19 protein-coding genes are annotated in these 15,471 nt (G+C 69.9%); 14 read left to right on the forward strand and 5 right to left on the reverse strand.

Going from position 1 to position 15,471, the window contains the following annotated elements:
- Positions 1 to 163 precede the first annotated feature (163 nt).
- From VAE46_RS05825 to tilS, 13 genes are all read left to right on the forward strand, one after another.
- Complete coding sequence (locus VAE46_RS05825) at positions 164 to 310, forward strand: hypothetical protein (protein WP_322795977.1); 147 nt, start codon at positions 164 to 166, stop codon at positions 308 to 310.
- A gap of 95 nt (positions 311 to 405) precedes the next feature.
- Positions 406 to 2,061, forward strand: a complete 1,656-nt coding sequence (locus VAE46_RS05830) for a methylmalonyl-CoA mutase family protein (protein WP_322795978.1) — start codon at positions 406 to 408, stop codon at positions 2,059 to 2,061.
- Complete coding sequence (locus VAE46_RS05835) at positions 2,061 to 2,594, forward strand: DinB family protein (RefSeq protein WP_322795979.1); 534 nt, start codon at positions 2,061 to 2,063, stop codon at positions 2,592 to 2,594. The genes VAE46_RS05830 and VAE46_RS05835 overlap by 1 nt, the downstream gene beginning before the upstream one ends.
- 15 nt (positions 2,595 to 2,609) lie before the next feature.
- The gene (mce, locus tag VAE46_RS05840) at positions 2,610 to 3,026 is read left to right on the forward strand and encodes a methylmalonyl-CoA epimerase (protein WP_322795980.1); all 417 of its coding nucleotides are present in this window, start codon (positions 2,610 to 2,612) and stop codon (positions 3,024 to 3,026) included.
- Complete coding sequence (locus tag VAE46_RS05845) at positions 3,026 to 3,442, forward strand: VOC family protein (protein WP_322795981.1); 417 nt, start codon at positions 3,026 to 3,028, stop codon at positions 3,440 to 3,442. The genes mce and VAE46_RS05845 overlap by 1 nt, the downstream gene beginning before the upstream one ends.
- Positions 3,439 to 3,834: a VOC family protein gene (locus VAE46_RS05850; protein WP_322795982.1), complete on the forward strand. Its 396-nt coding sequence runs from the start codon at positions 3,439 to 3,441 to the stop codon at positions 3,832 to 3,834. The genes VAE46_RS05845 and VAE46_RS05850 overlap by 4 nt, the downstream gene beginning before the upstream one ends.
- Positions 3,835 to 3,876: 42 nt before the next feature.
- Positions 3,877 to 4,287, forward strand: coding sequence for a cobalamin B12-binding domain-containing protein (locus VAE46_RS05855; RefSeq protein WP_322795983.1), 411 nt, complete (start codon positions 3,877 to 3,879; stop codon positions 4,285 to 4,287).
- Between the two features lies 1 nt (position 4,288).
- Complete coding sequence (meaB, locus tag VAE46_RS05860) at positions 4,289 to 5,230, forward strand: methylmalonyl Co-A mutase-associated GTPase MeaB (RefSeq protein ID WP_322795984.1); 942 nt, start codon at positions 4,289 to 4,291, stop codon at positions 5,228 to 5,230.
- A gap of 34 nt (positions 5,231 to 5,264) precedes the next feature.
- Entirely contained in the window at positions 5,265 to 5,954 is a 690-nt protein-coding gene (locus tag VAE46_RS05865; protein WP_322795985.1) for a TIGR03936 family radical SAM-associated protein, read from the forward strand.
- The gene (locus tag VAE46_RS05870) at positions 5,927 to 6,451 is read left to right on the forward strand and encodes an N-acetyltransferase (RefSeq protein WP_322795986.1); all 525 of its coding nucleotides are present in this window, start codon (positions 5,927 to 5,929) and stop codon (positions 6,449 to 6,451) included. Before VAE46_RS05865 ends, VAE46_RS05870 begins: the two co-directional genes overlap by 28 nt.
- Positions 6,448 to 7,095: a histidine phosphatase family protein gene (locus tag VAE46_RS05875; protein ID WP_322795987.1), complete on the forward strand. Its 648-nt coding sequence runs from the start codon at positions 6,448 to 6,450 to the stop codon at positions 7,093 to 7,095. The genes VAE46_RS05870 and VAE46_RS05875 overlap by 4 nt, the downstream gene beginning before the upstream one ends.
- Before the next feature lie 2 nt (positions 7,096 to 7,097).
- Complete coding sequence (locus VAE46_RS05880) at positions 7,098 to 7,439, forward strand: septum formation initiator family protein (RefSeq protein WP_322795988.1); 342 nt, start codon at positions 7,098 to 7,100, stop codon at positions 7,437 to 7,439.
- Positions 7,363 to 8,901, forward strand: coding sequence for a tRNA lysidine(34) synthetase TilS (tilS, locus tag VAE46_RS05885; RefSeq protein ID WP_322795989.1), 1,539 nt, complete (start codon positions 7,363 to 7,365; stop codon positions 8,899 to 8,901). Before VAE46_RS05880 ends, tilS begins: the two co-directional genes overlap by 77 nt.
- Here the strand turns inward: tilS and VAE46_RS05890 are convergent.
- The 4 genes from VAE46_RS05890 to VAE46_RS05905 all read right to left on the reverse strand — a co-directional run bounded on the left by VAE46_RS05890 (position 8,855) and on the right by VAE46_RS05905 (position 13,063).
- On the reverse strand, positions 8,855 to 9,811 hold the full coding sequence (locus VAE46_RS05890) for a TIGR03619 family F420-dependent LLM class oxidoreductase (protein WP_322795990.1): 957 nt from the start codon (positions 9,809 to 9,811) through the stop codon (positions 8,855 to 8,857). The two genes, tilS and VAE46_RS05890, sit on opposite strands and share 47 nt — an antisense overlap.
- Before the next feature lie 21 nt (positions 9,812 to 9,832).
- A complete protein-coding gene (locus VAE46_RS05895; RefSeq protein WP_322795991.1) occupies positions 9,833 to 10,600 on the reverse strand; it encodes a 3'(2'),5'-bisphosphate nucleotidase CysQ in 768 nt (255 codons plus the stop codon).
- A 25-nt stretch (positions 10,601 to 10,625) separates the two neighbouring features.
- Positions 10,626 to 11,531, reverse strand: coding sequence for an LLM class flavin-dependent oxidoreductase (locus VAE46_RS05900; RefSeq protein ID WP_322795992.1), 906 nt, complete (start codon positions 11,529 to 11,531; stop codon positions 10,626 to 10,628).
- Positions 11,532 to 11,596: 65 nt separating this feature from the next.
- Positions 11,597 to 13,063 carry a D-aminoacylase gene (locus VAE46_RS05905; protein WP_322795993.1) on the reverse strand — a complete coding sequence of 489 codons (1,467 nt, stop codon included), beginning with the start codon at positions 13,061 to 13,063 and terminating at the stop codon, positions 11,597 to 11,599.
- A 72-nt stretch (positions 13,064 to 13,135) separates the two neighbouring features.
- Between VAE46_RS05905 and VAE46_RS05910 the strand changes: the two genes are divergently transcribed.
- Positions 13,136 to 15,205: a thioredoxin domain-containing protein gene (locus tag VAE46_RS05910; RefSeq protein ID WP_322795994.1), complete on the forward strand. Its 2,070-nt coding sequence runs from the start codon at positions 13,136 to 13,138 to the stop codon at positions 15,203 to 15,205.
- On the opposite strand, the gene VAE46_RS05915 is transcribed toward VAE46_RS05910, so the two are convergent.
- Positions 15,202 to 15,471: hypothetical protein (locus VAE46_RS05915; RefSeq protein WP_322795995.1), on the reverse strand; the 270-nt coding region annotated here is incomplete at its 5' end. The two genes, VAE46_RS05910 and VAE46_RS05915, sit on opposite strands and share 4 nt — an antisense overlap.

A 15,471-nucleotide genomic window follows, 5' to 3' on the forward strand; every position in this document is an offset into this window, starting at 1 on the left:
CCCGGATTGGTGGCGGTGATTATATCCGGGGTTGTCAAGAGGTAAAGACCCCAATTTGCCCCGGATTTTTCCCGGACCCCGCGCAGGCCCCGGGTATCCGCCGCCCCCACATCAGGAATCCTCCGCATTGCAGCGCCGCCTTCCTGCTGCCGAACATCCTCATATGGGACACGCACAGCGCATCCACACCTATGACGATGAGCTCCACGAGCGCCGGCGCCGCCTGGCCATCGTGCGGCCGGTCATCGACTTCGAGGAGGAGCGCCTCAAGCGGCTCCGCGAAAAGGCCCGCGACACCCGCGACCCCTGACGCCGGTTTGCCGCCCCTCGCGCACCGCCCCTATACTTCGGAGACTGCACCGCCGTTCGCCAGAACGCGCCCACGCGTCCCGGAGTCGCCAGAGCATGCCAATCACCACCAAGCGCGAGTGGCTGCAGGGCCCCTACGCCAAAGCCGTCCAGCGCGCACCCGAGCGCCAGCCTTCCTTCGAAACCACCGGGCGGATGCCCATCGAGCCCATCTACACCGCCGATGACCTTCAGGGCTGGGACCCCGTCACCCAGCTCGGCTTCCCCGGCGAATTCCCCTTCACCCGCGGCATCCAGCCCACCATGTACCGCGGCCGCTTCTGGACCATGCGCCAGTACGCCGGCTTCGGCACCGCCGAGGAATCCAACCAGCGCTACCGCTACCTCCTCGCCCAGGGCCAGACCGGCCTCTCCGTTGCGTTCGACCTCCCGACCCAGATCGGCTACGACTCCGACGACCCCATGGCCGCCGGCGAAGTCGGCAAGGTCGGCGTCGCCATCGACTCCATCGAGGACATGCTCACCCTGTTCGACGGCATCCCGCTCGACCAGGTCACCACCTCGATGACCATCAACGCGACGGCCGCCATCCTCCTCGCCCTCTACGTCGCGGTCGGCAAGTCCCAGGGCGTCCCCCCCGAGAAGCTCGGCGGCACCGTCCAGAACGACATCCTCAAGGAGTACATCGCCCGCGGCACCTACATCTACCCGCCGAAGCCCTCCATGCGGCTGATCACCGACATCTTTGCCTACTGCAAAGATCACGTGCCGCAGTGGAACACCATCTCCATCTCCGGCTACCACATGCGTGAGGCCGGCTGCACCGCCGCGCAGGAGATCGCCTTCACCCTCGCGAACGGCATCGCCTACGTCGAAGCTGCCATCGGCGCAGGCCTCGATGTCGACGAGTTCGCCGGGCGGCTGAGCTTCTTCTTCGCCTGCCACAACAACTTCCTCGAGGAAGTCGCCAAGTTCCGCGCTGCCCGCCGCCTCTGGGCCCACATCATGCGTGACCGCTTCGAGGCGAAGAACCCGCGCTCCCAGATGCTCCGCTTCCACACCCAGACCGGCGGTGCGACGCTCACGGCCCAGCAGCCCGAGAACAACATCGTCCGCACCACCGTCCAGGCCCTCGCGGCGGTCCTCGGCGGCACCCAGTCGCTCCACACCAACTCCATGGATGAGGCCCTCGCCCTCCCCACCGAAAAGGCCGTCCAGATCGCCCTCCGCACCCAGCAGATCCTCGCCTACGAAAGCGGCGTCGCCGATGTCATCGACCCCCTCGGCGGCTCCTACTTCGTGGAGGACATGACGAACCGCCTCGAAGCCGAGGCGCGCGAGTACATCGCCGCCATCGATGCCATGGGCGGGGCGCTCGCCGCCATCGAAAAGGGTTTCCAGCAGAAGGAAATCCAGGAAGCCGCCTACCGCTACCAGATGCAGGTCGAAAGCAAGGAGCGCATCATCGTCGGCGTCAATGAATTCATCACCGCCGAGGAAGAGCAGCCCGAAATCCTCCGCGTCGACCCCGCGATCGGCCAGCGGCAGGTCGAGAAGCTCCGCCGGCTGCGCGCGAACCGCGACAACGCCGCCGTCGAGCGCCTCCTCGACCGCCTCGAGCAGGGCGCCCGCGGCACCGAAAACCTGCTCCCGATCATCATCGAAGCGGTCGAAAACCGGGTGACCCTCGGCGAAATCAGCCACCGCCTCCGCAAGGTCTGGGGCGAACAGCGCGAGCCGGTGTTCATCTGATGTCCGACGACGACGCGCGCAGCCAGGCCGACGAACGGCGGAGGCTCCTCGCCGAGCTCGAACTCGAGCGCAACCAGCTTCTCCGCAACATCGAGACCTGCCGCATCCGCGATATTGAGCGGCCCTTCATCGGCGAATGGTCGCTCAAGGATATCGTCGGGCACGTCGCCACCTGGGAGGCCGAGGTCGTCACCGCCCTCCGCGAGATCTCCGAGGGGCGGCGCCCTCGGCTCTATGACTTCGACCGGGGCCGCCTCGATGAATGGAACCAGGAGCACGTCGAACGCAAGCGCAGCCTCGATTTCTGGAGCGTGCTGGGCCAGCTGCGCGACGGCCGCCAGCGGCTCCTCGAGGCGATCGCCCGCTTCCCCGATGACCTCCTCGCCGATGAGACCTCGCCCGTGCGCCGCCTGGTGCACTCCGTCATCGACCACGACCGCGAGCACTGGCACGGCATCGCTGCCCGGCTCGCCGGCATGGAGGGCGCCCGCCGCACCGGCGCCCAGTCCATCATCGAAGAAGCCACGTCCTGAGGGGGACCAACGCACATGCTCACCAAGATTCACCATGTCGGCATCGTCGTGCACAGCGCCGATGAGGCGCTCAAGTTCTACCGCGATGCCCTCGGCCTCCCCGTCACCGCCGACAAGGTCATCGAAGACCAGGGCGTACGCGGCGTCCTCCTCCAGATTGGCAACTCAGAAATCGAACTGCTCGAACCCACCCGCGACGACACCGGCGTGGCGCGCTTCCTCGCCAACCGCGGCGAAGGCATGCACCACATCTGCTTCGAATCCGATGACGTCGCCAGGGAACTCGAGGCCGCCCGCCAGAAGGGCATCGAGCTCATCGACCAGGCTCCCCGCGTCGGCCTCGCCGGCATGATCTGCTTCCTCCACCCGCGCTCCAATCATGGCGTCCTCGTCGAATTCGCCACCCCAATCCCGGGGCAGCACGGGCACTGATGGCCGGCATCGGCGCCACCCATATCGACCACATCGTCATCTCCTCGAACAACAGCGAGGCGGTCGCTGAAACGTTCGCCCGCAACCTCGGCATCGAGATCAAGCGCACCATGAGCCGCCCCGGCACCGGCGCGCGCCTCGCCTTCGCCCGGCTGCAGGAGGTCATCCTCGAATTCGCCGGGCCGCCGCAGCCGAACCTGGATGAAGAGGTGAAGGCCCGCCTCTGGGGCATGGTCCTCGCCGTGGAGGACATCCGCGCCGCCGTCGAACGCCTCCGCGGCCTCGGCTATACCGTCGGCGACCCGTCCCCCGCGGTCCAGCCCGGCGCCCTCATCGCCACCGTGAAATCCGGCACCTGCGGTGTGCCGTTCGCCCTCATCCAGTACAACGCCATCCCAACCGGAGAGCAGCCATGAAAGCCCTGCGGATCGACCACGTCGGCATCGTCGTCAAAGACCTCGAGCAGGCCCTCGCCACCTACAGCCGCAACTTCGGCCTCGCGGCCGACCCCGCGCGCGGCGGCGAAGTCCCCGCGCTCGGCATCAAGAACGCCTTCATGCCCATCGGCGAGAGCGACCTCGAGTTCATTCAGCCGCTCACCGACGAGGGCCCCGTCGCCGAGTTCGCCCGCGAGCGCGGCGAGGGCCAGTTCCTCCTCTCCATCGAAGTCGATGACATCGATGGCGCGGTCGAACACCTCCGCTCCCTCGGCTACCGCGTCGGCAACCCGAGCAATGGCGTGGCCTTCGTCTCGCCGAAGTCTTCGCACGGCGTCAACCTGCAGCTGATTCAGCGCTCCGGCCGGTAGCGCGCTACGATACGCACTGAACAGAACGATCCCGGAGCCCCTATGTCGACCGCTACCGCGACGAAGAAAATCCGTGTCCTCATCGCCAAGCCCGGCCTCGACGGCCACGACCGCGGCGCCAAGGTCGTCGCCCGCGCCCTGCGCGATGGCGGCTGCGAGGTGATCTACACCGGCATCCGCCAGACCCCCGAGATGATCGCCGAGGCCGCCCTCCAGGAAGACGTCGATGTCGTCGGCCTGTCCATCCTCTCCGGCGCCCACCTCGAGCTTTTCCCCCGCGTCGTCGAAGAGCTGAAGAAGCGCGGGCTCGATGATGTCCTCCTCTTCTGCGGCGGCATCATCCCGGAAGAGGACACCGAGGCGCTCCAGAAGCTCGGCTTCAAGGCGATCTTCCGCCCCGGCACGAACACCCAGGACATCGTCAAGTTCGTGTACGACAACGTGAAGAAGTAACGTGGACGAACTGGTCCAGCGCTTCCTTGCCGGCGACCGCCGGGCACTCGCGCGCATCATCTCCCGCGTCGAAGACGGCACCCTCGAGGGCCGCGAATACGTCCGCGCGCTCTTCCCCCACTCCGGGCGCGCGCACATCGTCGGTGTCACCGGCGGCGCCGGCTCGGGCAAGAGCACGCTCACCGGCGCCCTCGCCGCCGAGCTGCGCCGGCGCAACAAGACCGTCGCCATCGTTGCCGTCGACCCCTCCAGCCCGTTCACCCACGGCGCCCTGCTCGGCGACCGCATCCGCATGCAGGACGTCGCCCTCGACCCCGGCGTCTATATGCGCTCGATGGCCGGCCGCGGCGCCCTCGGCGGGCTCGCCCCCGCCATCGCCGATGTCGTCGCGGTCGTCGATGCCTTCGGCTTCGACTACGTCATCGTCGAAACCATCGGCGCCGGCCAGGACGAGGTCGAGATTGCCGGCACCGCCATGACCACCATCCTCGTCAACAACCCGGGCACCGGCGACGACATCCAGGCGCTCAAGGCCGGCATCATCGAAATCGCCGATATCCTTGTGGTCAACAAGGCCGACCACCCCGGCGCCGATGTCCTCGTCAGCCAGCTGCAGGCCCTGCTCGCCCTCTCCCCGTCCGAGGCGCGCCGTCCGCCGATCCTCAAGACCATCGCCACCCGCGGCGAAGGCCTCGACCGGCTCGCCGATGCCATCGACGAACACCGCGCATACCTCGAATCGAGCGGCCAGCTCGCTGCGCACCGCCGCGACGATGCGCGCCACCAGATCCTTTCCATCACGCAGCAGCTTATCCTCGAGGAGATCCGCCGCGCCGTGCCCGAGGCCGTCATCGCCACCCTCACCGGCCGCGTCGCCGACCGCCAGCTCGACCCCCACACCGCCGCCGAGGAACTCGCCGCGCTCGTCCTCCCGCGGGGGTGATTGCACCGCGTGGTACCATGGCGCCGGTAAGCCCATGAGCGCCCAGCGTCTCCGCGTCCTCTTCCGCAAAGGCGAGCGAGTCAAGTACATCTCGCATCTCGATGTGCTCCGCTACTGGGAGCGCGCCATCCGCCGCGCCGGGCTCCCGCTCGCCTATTCGCAGGGCTTCACCCCCCACCCGAAGCTCGCCTTCGCCTCCCCGCTGCCGCTCGGTTTCACCGGCGAACGCGAGGTGATGGATGTCACCCTCGATGAGCGCATCGACCCCGCCGAGTTCCGGCGGCGCCTCGTGGAACAGGACACCGAAGACCTCGCTCTCGTCGAGGTGCGCGAAGTCCCGCTGGCCGCGCCCGCTCCCCAGTCGGCCATGCTCTGGTCCGATTTTCGCGTGGTGGTGCCCGGCCTCGATCCCGATGCCGCGCGCCAGGCCGTCCACGAGTTTCTTGCCTCGGACTCACTGCCCTGGCGCGAAGAGCGCGGCGAGCGCGTCCGCGAGTACGACCTCCGCCGTGCCACCGCCTGGCTCACCGTCCGCCCCATCGATGGCGGCGCCGAACTCTCGATGCGGCTCCAGTCCGACCAGGACCTGACCGCCCGCCCCGAGGCGATCCTCAGCGCGCTCTTCCCCGGCCATGAGCCCGCTGGCTACGTCCGCACCGGGATCGTCCTCGACGAACGTTCGCCCGCGAGGGAGCTATGGCGGCGCTACGGCCAGTACCAGTAGCCGGCCACGGCATCCGCCGGGCCACCCGCGACGACGCAGCCGCGCTCTACGTCCTCTGGTCACGTGCCCGCGAACACAACGCCCGCATCGACCCCCGCATCGTCCTGCGGCCGGTCTCGCCCGAAGAGTTCGCCGACGCCCTCGCCGCACAGCTCGGCCGCGAGTCTTCCGTGGTCTTCGTTTCCGATGGCGGGCCCGGCGGCCTGCGCGGCTTCATCTCCGGCAGCATCGAGGCGGCCCAGCCCGACCGCGTCCCCGAGCGCCACGCCACCATCGGCTACCTCTGGGTCGAACCCCAGTGGCGCCGGCAGGGCATCGCCAGCGCGCTCGTCGGCGAGCTTCGCCGCTGGGCGGCCGCCCTCGATGGAATCCGCCACCTCGAAATGCCCGTCCTCGCCGCCGATAGCGCGGCCGTCCATTTCTGGCAGGCCCTCGGCTTCCGCCCCTTCATCACCCGGCTCTGGTCCCCGCTCGAGCCGGAGGAGGACGCCCCGTGAGCCTGCTCTACCTCATCCGCCACGGGGAAACCGCCGCCAACGCCGTCGGCGAAGGGCTCGGCCGGCGCGATGTCCCGCTCTCGCCGTTCGGCCGCGAGCAGGCGCACTGCCTCGCCGAGCGGTTCGCCAGCGTGCCCATCGATGCCGTGCTCTCCAGCCCGCTCCGCCGCGCCCTCGAAGTATCCCGGCCCATCGCCGAACGCCACGGCCTCGCGGTCGATATTCGGCCGGAGCTCACCGAAATGGACGTCGGCGCCACCGACGGCCTCACCTCCGCCGAGATCCGCGAGCGTTTCCCGGAGTTCATCGCCGCCTGGACCGGCGAGAACCCCGCGCCCGTCCGGATGCCCGGCGGCGAATCGCTGCAGGACCTCGCCGCCCGCGTCCTGCCCCTCGCTGAAGAGCTCCTGCACGGCCCTGATCGCGTCATTGTCCTCGTGTCCCACAACTTCACCCTCAGAGTCCTCCTCTGCCTGCTGCTGGCGCTCCCGCTCGAGAGCTTCCGCACCTTCCGACTCGACCTTGCCTCCGTCACCACTGTCTCCATCCAGCACGGCCGAACCGTCATCCAGGCGCTCAACGATGTCTGCCATCTCGAGGACGCCTTGAATCTTGGCGGCCCGGCGCGTAGCGTTGCCACCTGACCATGCGACCGCTGCCCCTCACCCGGACCCGTCTCGCGGTCATCGCCTGCGTTGCGGTCGCGCTCTACTTCGTCTACACCGCGGCCATCGGCGCCTATCGTACCCAGCAGCTCAATGAGTCGCGGCGCGAGGCGGAGGCCGAGGTGCGCGAGCTCGAAGCGCAAAAGGCCTACCTCGAAGCGGTCCGCGCCTACGTCGCCTCCGATGCCTACGTCGAGCAGGAAGCGCGCCGCCGCCTCGGCTACGTTCGCGAAGGGGAGATCCCATTTGTCGTCATCAGCCCGCCAGCCGAACAGCAGGAGCAGCCCACCGGGACCTGGTGGGAGCGGCTCTTCCCCCGCTGACGCGCAGGGCGGCTGGGCACCCTATCCCGGGGCGGAACCCGCCGCTCCCGTCCGCGACCCCGTCCCGCCTGAGTTCCGCCGCGCGCGGCAGGCCGTCGCCGCATTCGCCCGGGCGCACCGCCTGTTCCGCCGCCGCAGGCGCCTCCTCGTTGCCGTCTCCGGCGGCCCTGATTCGCTCGCGCTCCTGCATCTCCTGCTGGACCTCCGCGATGCGTTCGGGCTCGAGCTCGTCGTCGCTCATTTCGACCACCAGCTGCGCCCGGATTCCGCCGATGACCTGCGCTTTGTGCGGGAGTACGCGGCGAGCCTCGGCCTCGAAGCCGTCACCGGCGAGGGGCCGGTCGCTGAGGTGGCCCGCCGCCAGCGCCGCGGCATCGAAGAAACCGCCCGGGCCATGCGCTACCAGTTCCTCGCCTTTGCCGCTGAGAAAGAAAGGGCCGACGCCATCGTTACCGGCCACACTGCCGACGACCAGGCCGAAAGCATCCTCCTCCACCTCCTGCGCGGCAGCGGCGTGCGCGGTCTCCGCGGCATGCGGCCCGCGGGGCCGGTGCCCGGCGCACCGGGACAGACCCTCCTGCGGCCGCTCCTCGCCCTGCGCCGCGAACAGACCCGGGCGCTCTGCGAGGCGCTCGGTATTCCCTGCCGCGATGACCCCTCCAACGCCGACGCGTCCCTCACGCGCAACCGCATCCGGCGCGAGCTGCTGCCCCTGGCCCGGGCCCTCAACCCGGGTATTGTGGATGCCCTGCTCGGCCTCTCCGAAAGCGCCGCCGAGGCCTTCGACCTCATCGAAAAGCGTTCGTTCGAAGCCCGCCCCTCTACGCGCGAGCCCGTTGGCGCCATCTATCCGCTCTCGGCCCTCGCCAGCCTGCCCGGCGAGGCCCTGGTCCTCGTGGTCGAACGCGAAGCCGCTTTCTTCAAGCGCGAGGCCCCAGTCAACCGCGCCCGGGTCCGCGACCTCCGCAGGGTGCTCGCCGCCGGCAGCGGCCTCGTCCGCTTCGGTGATATCGTGGTCGAAGCGTCCTGCGGCATGGTGCGCATCGGGCCGCCGTTCGAAGCGGCAGCGCCGCCCGCGGCGGTCATCCTTTCGGTCCCGGGCAGCAGCCGCTATGGGGACTCCCGGCTGGACGTCGCGACCGCGCCGCTGCCGCCGCTCGAGGGAGCGCGGTCCCTGGCCATCGACTCTCGCACGGCGCAGGGCGCCCTGCGCGCCCGCCCGCTGGCCCCGGGTGACCGTATCCGCTTCCGCGGCCACCGGCGCCTCATCTCCGACCTGCTCGTGAACGAAAAGGTGCCTTCCTGGGAGCGTCCGGGAGCCGTTGTCATCGCCGATGCCGCCGGCCCGCTCGCCATCGTCACCGCCGGCCGCACCTTCGTCGCCGATCCCGCTGCCGCCGATCCCGACCTCTGGCTCAGGCTGGTCCCGCTTCCGCCGGCACCGGGGCTCGGCGCGAGCTGAACAGCGGCACCACCCCCCGCAGCATGCGCCGGGTCTGCTCCAGCAGGTCCGCCTCATCGGTCGCGATCGGCCGGACCACGAACTTCGAAATCCCCGCATCGATGAACTCGCGGATGCGCCCCGCGATCGCCTCCGCATCGCCGGCGGCCACCAGTCGCATGGGGTCGCTCCCCGGTCGGAGTCGCGCCAGCATGGCCGCCGCCTGCTGCACCGCCGGCTCATCGGCGCTCCCGAAGCGGTACGAAAACCCGGCGCCGTAGTGGTCCTCGTCAATCGTGCGGCCCGTCTCGGCGAGCGCGGCCTTGATGGCCCGCACCACGGGGGCCACCTCCTCCGGGCTTTGCAGGCCCGCCAGCCACCCCGTCCCGAGCCGCGCCGTCCGCCGGATCGCCGCCGGGGAGTTCCCGCCAATCCAGAGCGGCAGCGGCTGCTGCACCGGGATGGGCGCGATGACCGCCTCGCGGTACCGGAAATGTTTCCCTTCGAACGTAACCGTCTCCCCGGTCCACAGCCGCGCCATGATCTCGAGAGCCTCATCGGCCAGGCCGCCGCGCCCGTTGGGGTCCCTTCCGGTGGCCTGCCACTCCGGCGCACGCTCGTCCCCCACCCCGAACGCCGGAAGCAACCGGCCGCCGCTGAGCGCGTCGAGCGTCGCGCACTCCTTGGCCAGCACGAGCGGGTCGCGCAGCGGAACCACCACCGCGTTCATGCCCGCCTTCAGCCGTTTCGTTCGCCCGAAGACGAACCCGATCGCGGCCAGCGGCTCGAGCGTCGGCTGGCGCGACACCAGCCGCTCGCTGAACCAGACCGAATCAGCGCCCTCGTCCTCCAGCAGGTCGATCCACCTGCCGAACGCGTCCATCGATGCGAACGGGAACCCCGCGACCCCGAACCCGATGCCGATGCTCATCCAGACCTCCCCTGCGGCGCATTACTCGCGCGCGAATCGCCGAAAGAATGTCACCAGCCGCCCGTGGAGCCCCGGCTCCGCGGCCAGCAGGCCACGCACGTACGGCCGCGGCTGGTTGAATGTCAGCCGGTCGCCGAGGACGCCCGTGACGCGAAGCCCGGCGGCCCGGCAGAGCGCCACGCCCGCGGCCACGTCCCACTCCGCGCGCCCGAAGCCGGTCAGCGTGGCGTTGCCCTCGCCCCGCGCGAGCAGCGCCAGCCGGTAGGCAACGCTGCCCACGGGCCGCACGGTCGCGCCCTCCGGCAGCGGCGGGAGGTCGTCCCAGGCGTGCTCCCCCCGCCCGACCAGCGCCTCGAACGGGTGTCCGGTCGGCTCCGTTGGCGGGCGCTCCGCCGCGTCGCAGCAGGTCGCCGCGTACAGCTCGCCCGTCGCCGGGTTGTGCACCACCCCGAGCACTGGCTCGCCGTCCATCGCCAGCGCAACCGAGACGGCGTACTCCGGCACGCCCTGGAGGTACTCCCGGGTCCCGTCGATCGGGTCGACAATCCAGACGCGGCGCTTCCCGAGCCGCCTCGGCGAATCGCGGTGCTCCTCGCTCAGCCAGCCGTCGCCCGGGAACGCCCCGAGCAGCCGTTCCTCCAGGATCCGCGCTGCCTCCAGGTCGGCCTCGCTGACCAGCTCGTGCCCGCCTTTGCGGCCGTACCGAACCCCCGCGCGGCGCAACCGCTCGACGGCCTCCCCGGCTGCCAGCGCTGCCTCGCGGGCCGCTTCCAGCTCGCGTTCGAACACACGCTCCATTCTAGGGCCCGCGCCCTCAGGAGAACGCGGCAAACAGCTCCTCGAACGCTTTCACCTGCCCGCCGCTCGTCGAAGACGGCACCACGATGGGCGTCTTCACGCCGGCCGCGAACCACGCCTCGAGCCCTTCGAACACCTGCTTGCGGGTCCCGTACAGCGTGCAGTCCGAGAGCCAGCGGTCGCTCATCAGGCCCGGGAGCGCGTCCCGATCGCCCCGCGCCAGCGCCGCCTCGATCGCTTCCATCTCCTCGACGTACCCGGCTTCCTTCCAGTAGTTGCGGTAGTTCGGCAGCATCACGTAGCCGGTCAGCACCCGCTTCATCACGTTCGCGGCGGCGGCCGGGTCGTTGTCGTCGATGCACATCGGGATCATGTCGCCGATGAAGAAGTCCCCTGCGCGCTTCTCTGCCGGGATGTGCGCCAGCGATTCGGGCATGTGCGAGCGTGCCGCGTTCGCCCAGACCGCGCCTTCGGCAATCTCCACCGCCAGCTCGACCATCTTCTTGCGCAGCGTGGCGAGCACGATCGGCGGTAGGGGACCGACCTGCTGCGCGGCCTGCCGCATGGCGGCGACGTAGTTGCGCATGTCACTGAGCGGCTTGCCCGGCTTCGCCCCAATGCGCGCATTCGCCGGGGCGTGGCTGACGCCGATGCCGAGGTAGAAGCGGCCGTCGCTGATTTCGTGGATGTAGGCCGCCGACTGCGCCAGGTCGAACGGCACGCGGTAGTAGATTGGGATGATCGAGGTCCCGAAGCGGATCTCGTTGGTGGCGTGGGCGATGGAAAGGCAGAGGCCCATCCCATCGCCGAAGCTCGCGCAGTAGATCCCCGCGAACCCGGCCTGTTCGAGCCGCCGGGCGGTTTCAACGGTCCACTTCCGCCGCCCCGCCGCGGCAGCAAGGGCGACTGCTGGTTTTTGCATGGCATGCACTCCCGGGTGATGGTTGGTGAAGCCGGACTATACGACGCGCGCGGCCTGCGGTCGCCTTACGGCTGCCGGTAGCGCAGCATGATCCCCGAGCCGGCGCCGGTGTGCCGGCCGTCCTCGTAGGCCACCTGCCCGTTGACCACCACCATGCGGATGCCGCGGGGCTCCTGCTTCGGCTCCTCGTAGGTGGCGAGGTCCTCGACCGTGTTGGGGTCGAACAGCACGAGGTCCGCCCATGCGCCCTCGCGGACATACCCCCGGTCCGCCAGCCCGAACCGGTCGCAGGCGGCCCCGGTCATGCGGCGCACCGCCTCCTCCAGCGTCAGCACCCCGCGTTCGCGGACGTACCGGGCCAGAACGCGGGGCATTGTCCCGAAGAGCCGCGGATGGGGGTTCCCCTTGAGCACCGGGATTCCGTCCGAGCCGATCAGCATCCGCGGGTGGCGCAGGTTCGTCTCGATATCCGCCTCGTCGATGATGAAATGGATGCAGATAACCTGCCTGCCCCGCGGGCTGGTGAGCACGTTCCGCACCGCGTCCTCGACGGTCCAGCCGTTGGACCGCGCGATCTCCGGGATCATCCGCCCTTCGAACTCCGGGAAGTCCGGGCAGTTCGCGACCATCACTCCCATGGCCCATTCGGTGTCGATGGCGTCGAGGTTCACGTACTGCCACATCGGCCCGCTGCCGGCCGTGTACGGGTAGACGTCGAGCGTCACGTCGAGCCCCTGCCGGACCGCCTCGTCTACCCTCGCCAGCGAGTCGCGCACGCGCCCCCAGTTGCGCCGGCCTGCCGCCTTGTGGTGCGAAATGTGCAGCCCCACGCCGGCCTCGCGGGCGATGGTCATGGCCTCATCTACCGCCTCCAGCAGCCGGTCGCCCTCGTTGCGCATGTGCGTCACGTAGAGCCCGCCGAACGGCGCCGCCGCCCGCGCCAGCTCGATAATCTCCTCCGTCCGGCTGGACCGCCCCGGCTCGTAGATCAGGCCCGTCGAAAGCCCGGCTGCGCCCTGCTCCATCGCCTGCTCGACGTAACCTCGCATGGCAGCAAGCTCGTCGGCGGTCGGTGCGCGCCGTTCGAGTCCCATCACGTGCGCCCGGATGCGGTTGTGGCCCACCAGCATCAGGTTGTTGATGGCTGGCCGTTTCGCCATGCAGGCCGCGAAGTAGCTGTCGAGGTCGGTCCACTCCGCTCCGGGACCCGAGATATCGCCTGGCATGTACTCCCGGCCCGGCTCATTCGGAACCGTGCTGAAGCCGCAGTTCCCGCTCACGTCGGTGGTCACGCCCTGCGCCACCTTGAACTCCATACCCGGGTGGCGCAGGAAGGCGCCGTCGTCGTGCGAATGCGTGTCCACGAACCCCGGGCAGAGTACAAGCCCTCGGGCGTCAACCGCCCGCGCGCCGGGGCCCGCCTCGCCCACCGCTACGACCCATCCCTGGTCTACCGCGACATCCGCAGTGAAGCGCGGTCCCCCGCTCCCATCGATGACGGTCGCTTCGCGAAACACCAGGTCCGCGGCCATGCGCGCATTCTGCCGGCAGCGCCCGGCCCTGTCGATCGCGCGCACCGCGCCCCGGTCCTGTACCGTGGAACCATGCCGAATCGCCTCGCCGCCGAAACCAGCCCCTACCTCCTCCAGCACGCCGATAACCCCGTGGATTGGTATCCCTGGGGCGAAGAGGCCTTCGCCCGCGCCCGCGCCGAGGACCGGCCGATCCTCCTGTCGGTCGGCTACAGCTCCTGCCACTGGTGCCACGTGATGGCCCACGAATCGTTCGAAAACCCGGCCATCGCCGAGGTCATGAACCGCCACTTCATCAACATCAAGGTCGACCGCGAGGAGCGCCCGGATGTCGATGCGGTCTACATGGCCGCCGTCCAGGCCATCTCCGGGCAGGGCGGCTGGCCGATGACCGTCTTCCTCACGCCCGAGGGCGAGCCGTTCTACGCCGGCACCTACTTCCCGCCGGAGGACATGCACGGGCGCCCCGGCTTCCGCCGTGTCCTCGAGTTTCTCGCCGAAAAGTGGCAGACCGACCGCGCCCGCATCCTCGAATCCGCCCGCGGCCTTACCGAGCACCTGCGCGCCGCCGCCGCCCGCCGTGCGGGGCCCGGCGCCGCCCTCGCGCCCGAGACCACCCGCGACGCTGTCCGCCAGTTCGCCGAGGTCTTCGACACCACCTGGGGCGGCTTCGGTTCGGCGCCCAAGTTCCCCTCGCCCTCCAACCTCGAGTTTCTACTAGCCTTCGCGGCGGCCCATGCCGGCGAGGGCGAAGAAGCTGAGGCCGCGCTGTCGATGGCGCTGCACACCCTCCGCGCCATGGCCACCGGCGGCATCTACGACCAGCTCGGCGGCGGCTTCGCCCGCTACAGCGTCGATGAGCGCTGGGTCGTCCCCCACTTCGAAAAGATGCTCTACGACAACGCCCAGCTCGCCCGCGCCTACCTCCACGCCTTCCAGCTCACCGGCGACGGCGGCTTCGAACGCATCGTCCGCGAGACCCTCGAGTTCCTCCTGCGTGAGATGCGCGACCCCGCCGGCGGCTTCTACGCCGCGCTCGATGCCGATAGCGAGGGCATCGAAGGCAAGTACTACCTCTGGACCGTCGCCGAGATCGAAGCCGTGCTCGGCGAGGATGCGCCACTCGCCCTCGCCTGGTATGGCGTCACCGAACAGGGCAATTTCTTCGACCCCCACCATCCCGAGCTCACCGGCCGCAGCGTGCTCACCGCCCGTCCCGATCTGGAAGACCTCGAGCGCCGCTTCGGCGGGGACCTCGACGCCATCCTCGAGCGGGTCGAGTCCATCCAGCAACGCCTCTTCGAAGCCCGGCAGGCGCGCGTTCGCCCCGGGCTCGATGACAAGGTGCTGACCTCGTGGAACGGCCTTGCCCTGGCGGCCTTCGCCGAGGCGGCCCGTGTCCTGGATGAACCCGCCTATCGGCAGGCAGCAATCGAGCTCGCCACCTTCCTCCGCGAGAACCTCTGGCGCCAGGGCGTCCTCTACCACACCTGGAAGGCCGGGCAGGCCCGCGTCCCCGGCATGCTCGAGGACTACACCTACACCGGTCTCGGCCTCGTCGAGCTCTACCGCCTCACCGGCGACCTTGCCTGGCTCGAGTGGGCCCGCGAGCTCTGGCTCGCCGTCCTCGAACGCTTCCGCGACCGCGAGGCCGGCGGCTTCTTCGATACCGCCGCCGACGCCGAGCAGCTCATCGTACGCCAGAAGTCCTTCTTCGATGCCGCGACCCCCTCCGGCAACGGCTCGGCCGCGCTGCTTGGGCTCTGGCTGGGCCGCTACTTCGGCCCTGCGGAGTGGGAGGGCGTCGTCGAGGATGTGGTCGCCGGCGTCGCCGATTACCTGCTGCGCGCGGTCACCGGCTTCGGCGGCATCCTCCAGGCCATGGAGTTCGCCCTCGCGCCGCACCGTGAGGTGGTGATCGTCGGGCCGCCGGCTGCCCGCGTCCCGTTCGAACGCGTGCTCGCCAGCCGCTTCCTGCCGTTCAGCGTGGTCGCGCCCACCGCCGATGCCGAAGGCCTGCCGCTCTTCGAGGGGCGGGAACCCGAGGGCGATGCCGCGCTCGCCTACGTCTGCGAAAACATGGCCTGCCGCGTCCCGGCGTCCACCCCAGGGGAGCTCGAGGCCCAGCTCGCCGGCGCTTAGATCCGCTCCACCGCCAGCAGTGGCGGTTTCGCCGGGTCGACCAGGTAGCGCAGCTCCGGCATCGAAACATCGGCCACCGCGTAAGAGGCGCTCACCGGCCAGTACGGCTGCGCCCCCGGCAGCCCGAACGCCCCGGCATCGAACGCCTTCAACTCCGGCCGGCCGCGGTCGGCGCTGTGGAAGCGGTATTCCGGGTCGACCTGGATCAGCCGCGGCACCACCTCGCCGCTGCGCTCGATCCGCGCGGCGTTGAGGTTCGCCAGGTA

The sequence above is a fragment of the Tepidiforma sp. genome, from assembly GCF_034433535.1.
Classification (GTDB): Bacteria; Chloroflexota; Dehalococcoidia; order Tepidiformales; family Tepidiformaceae; genus Tepidiforma.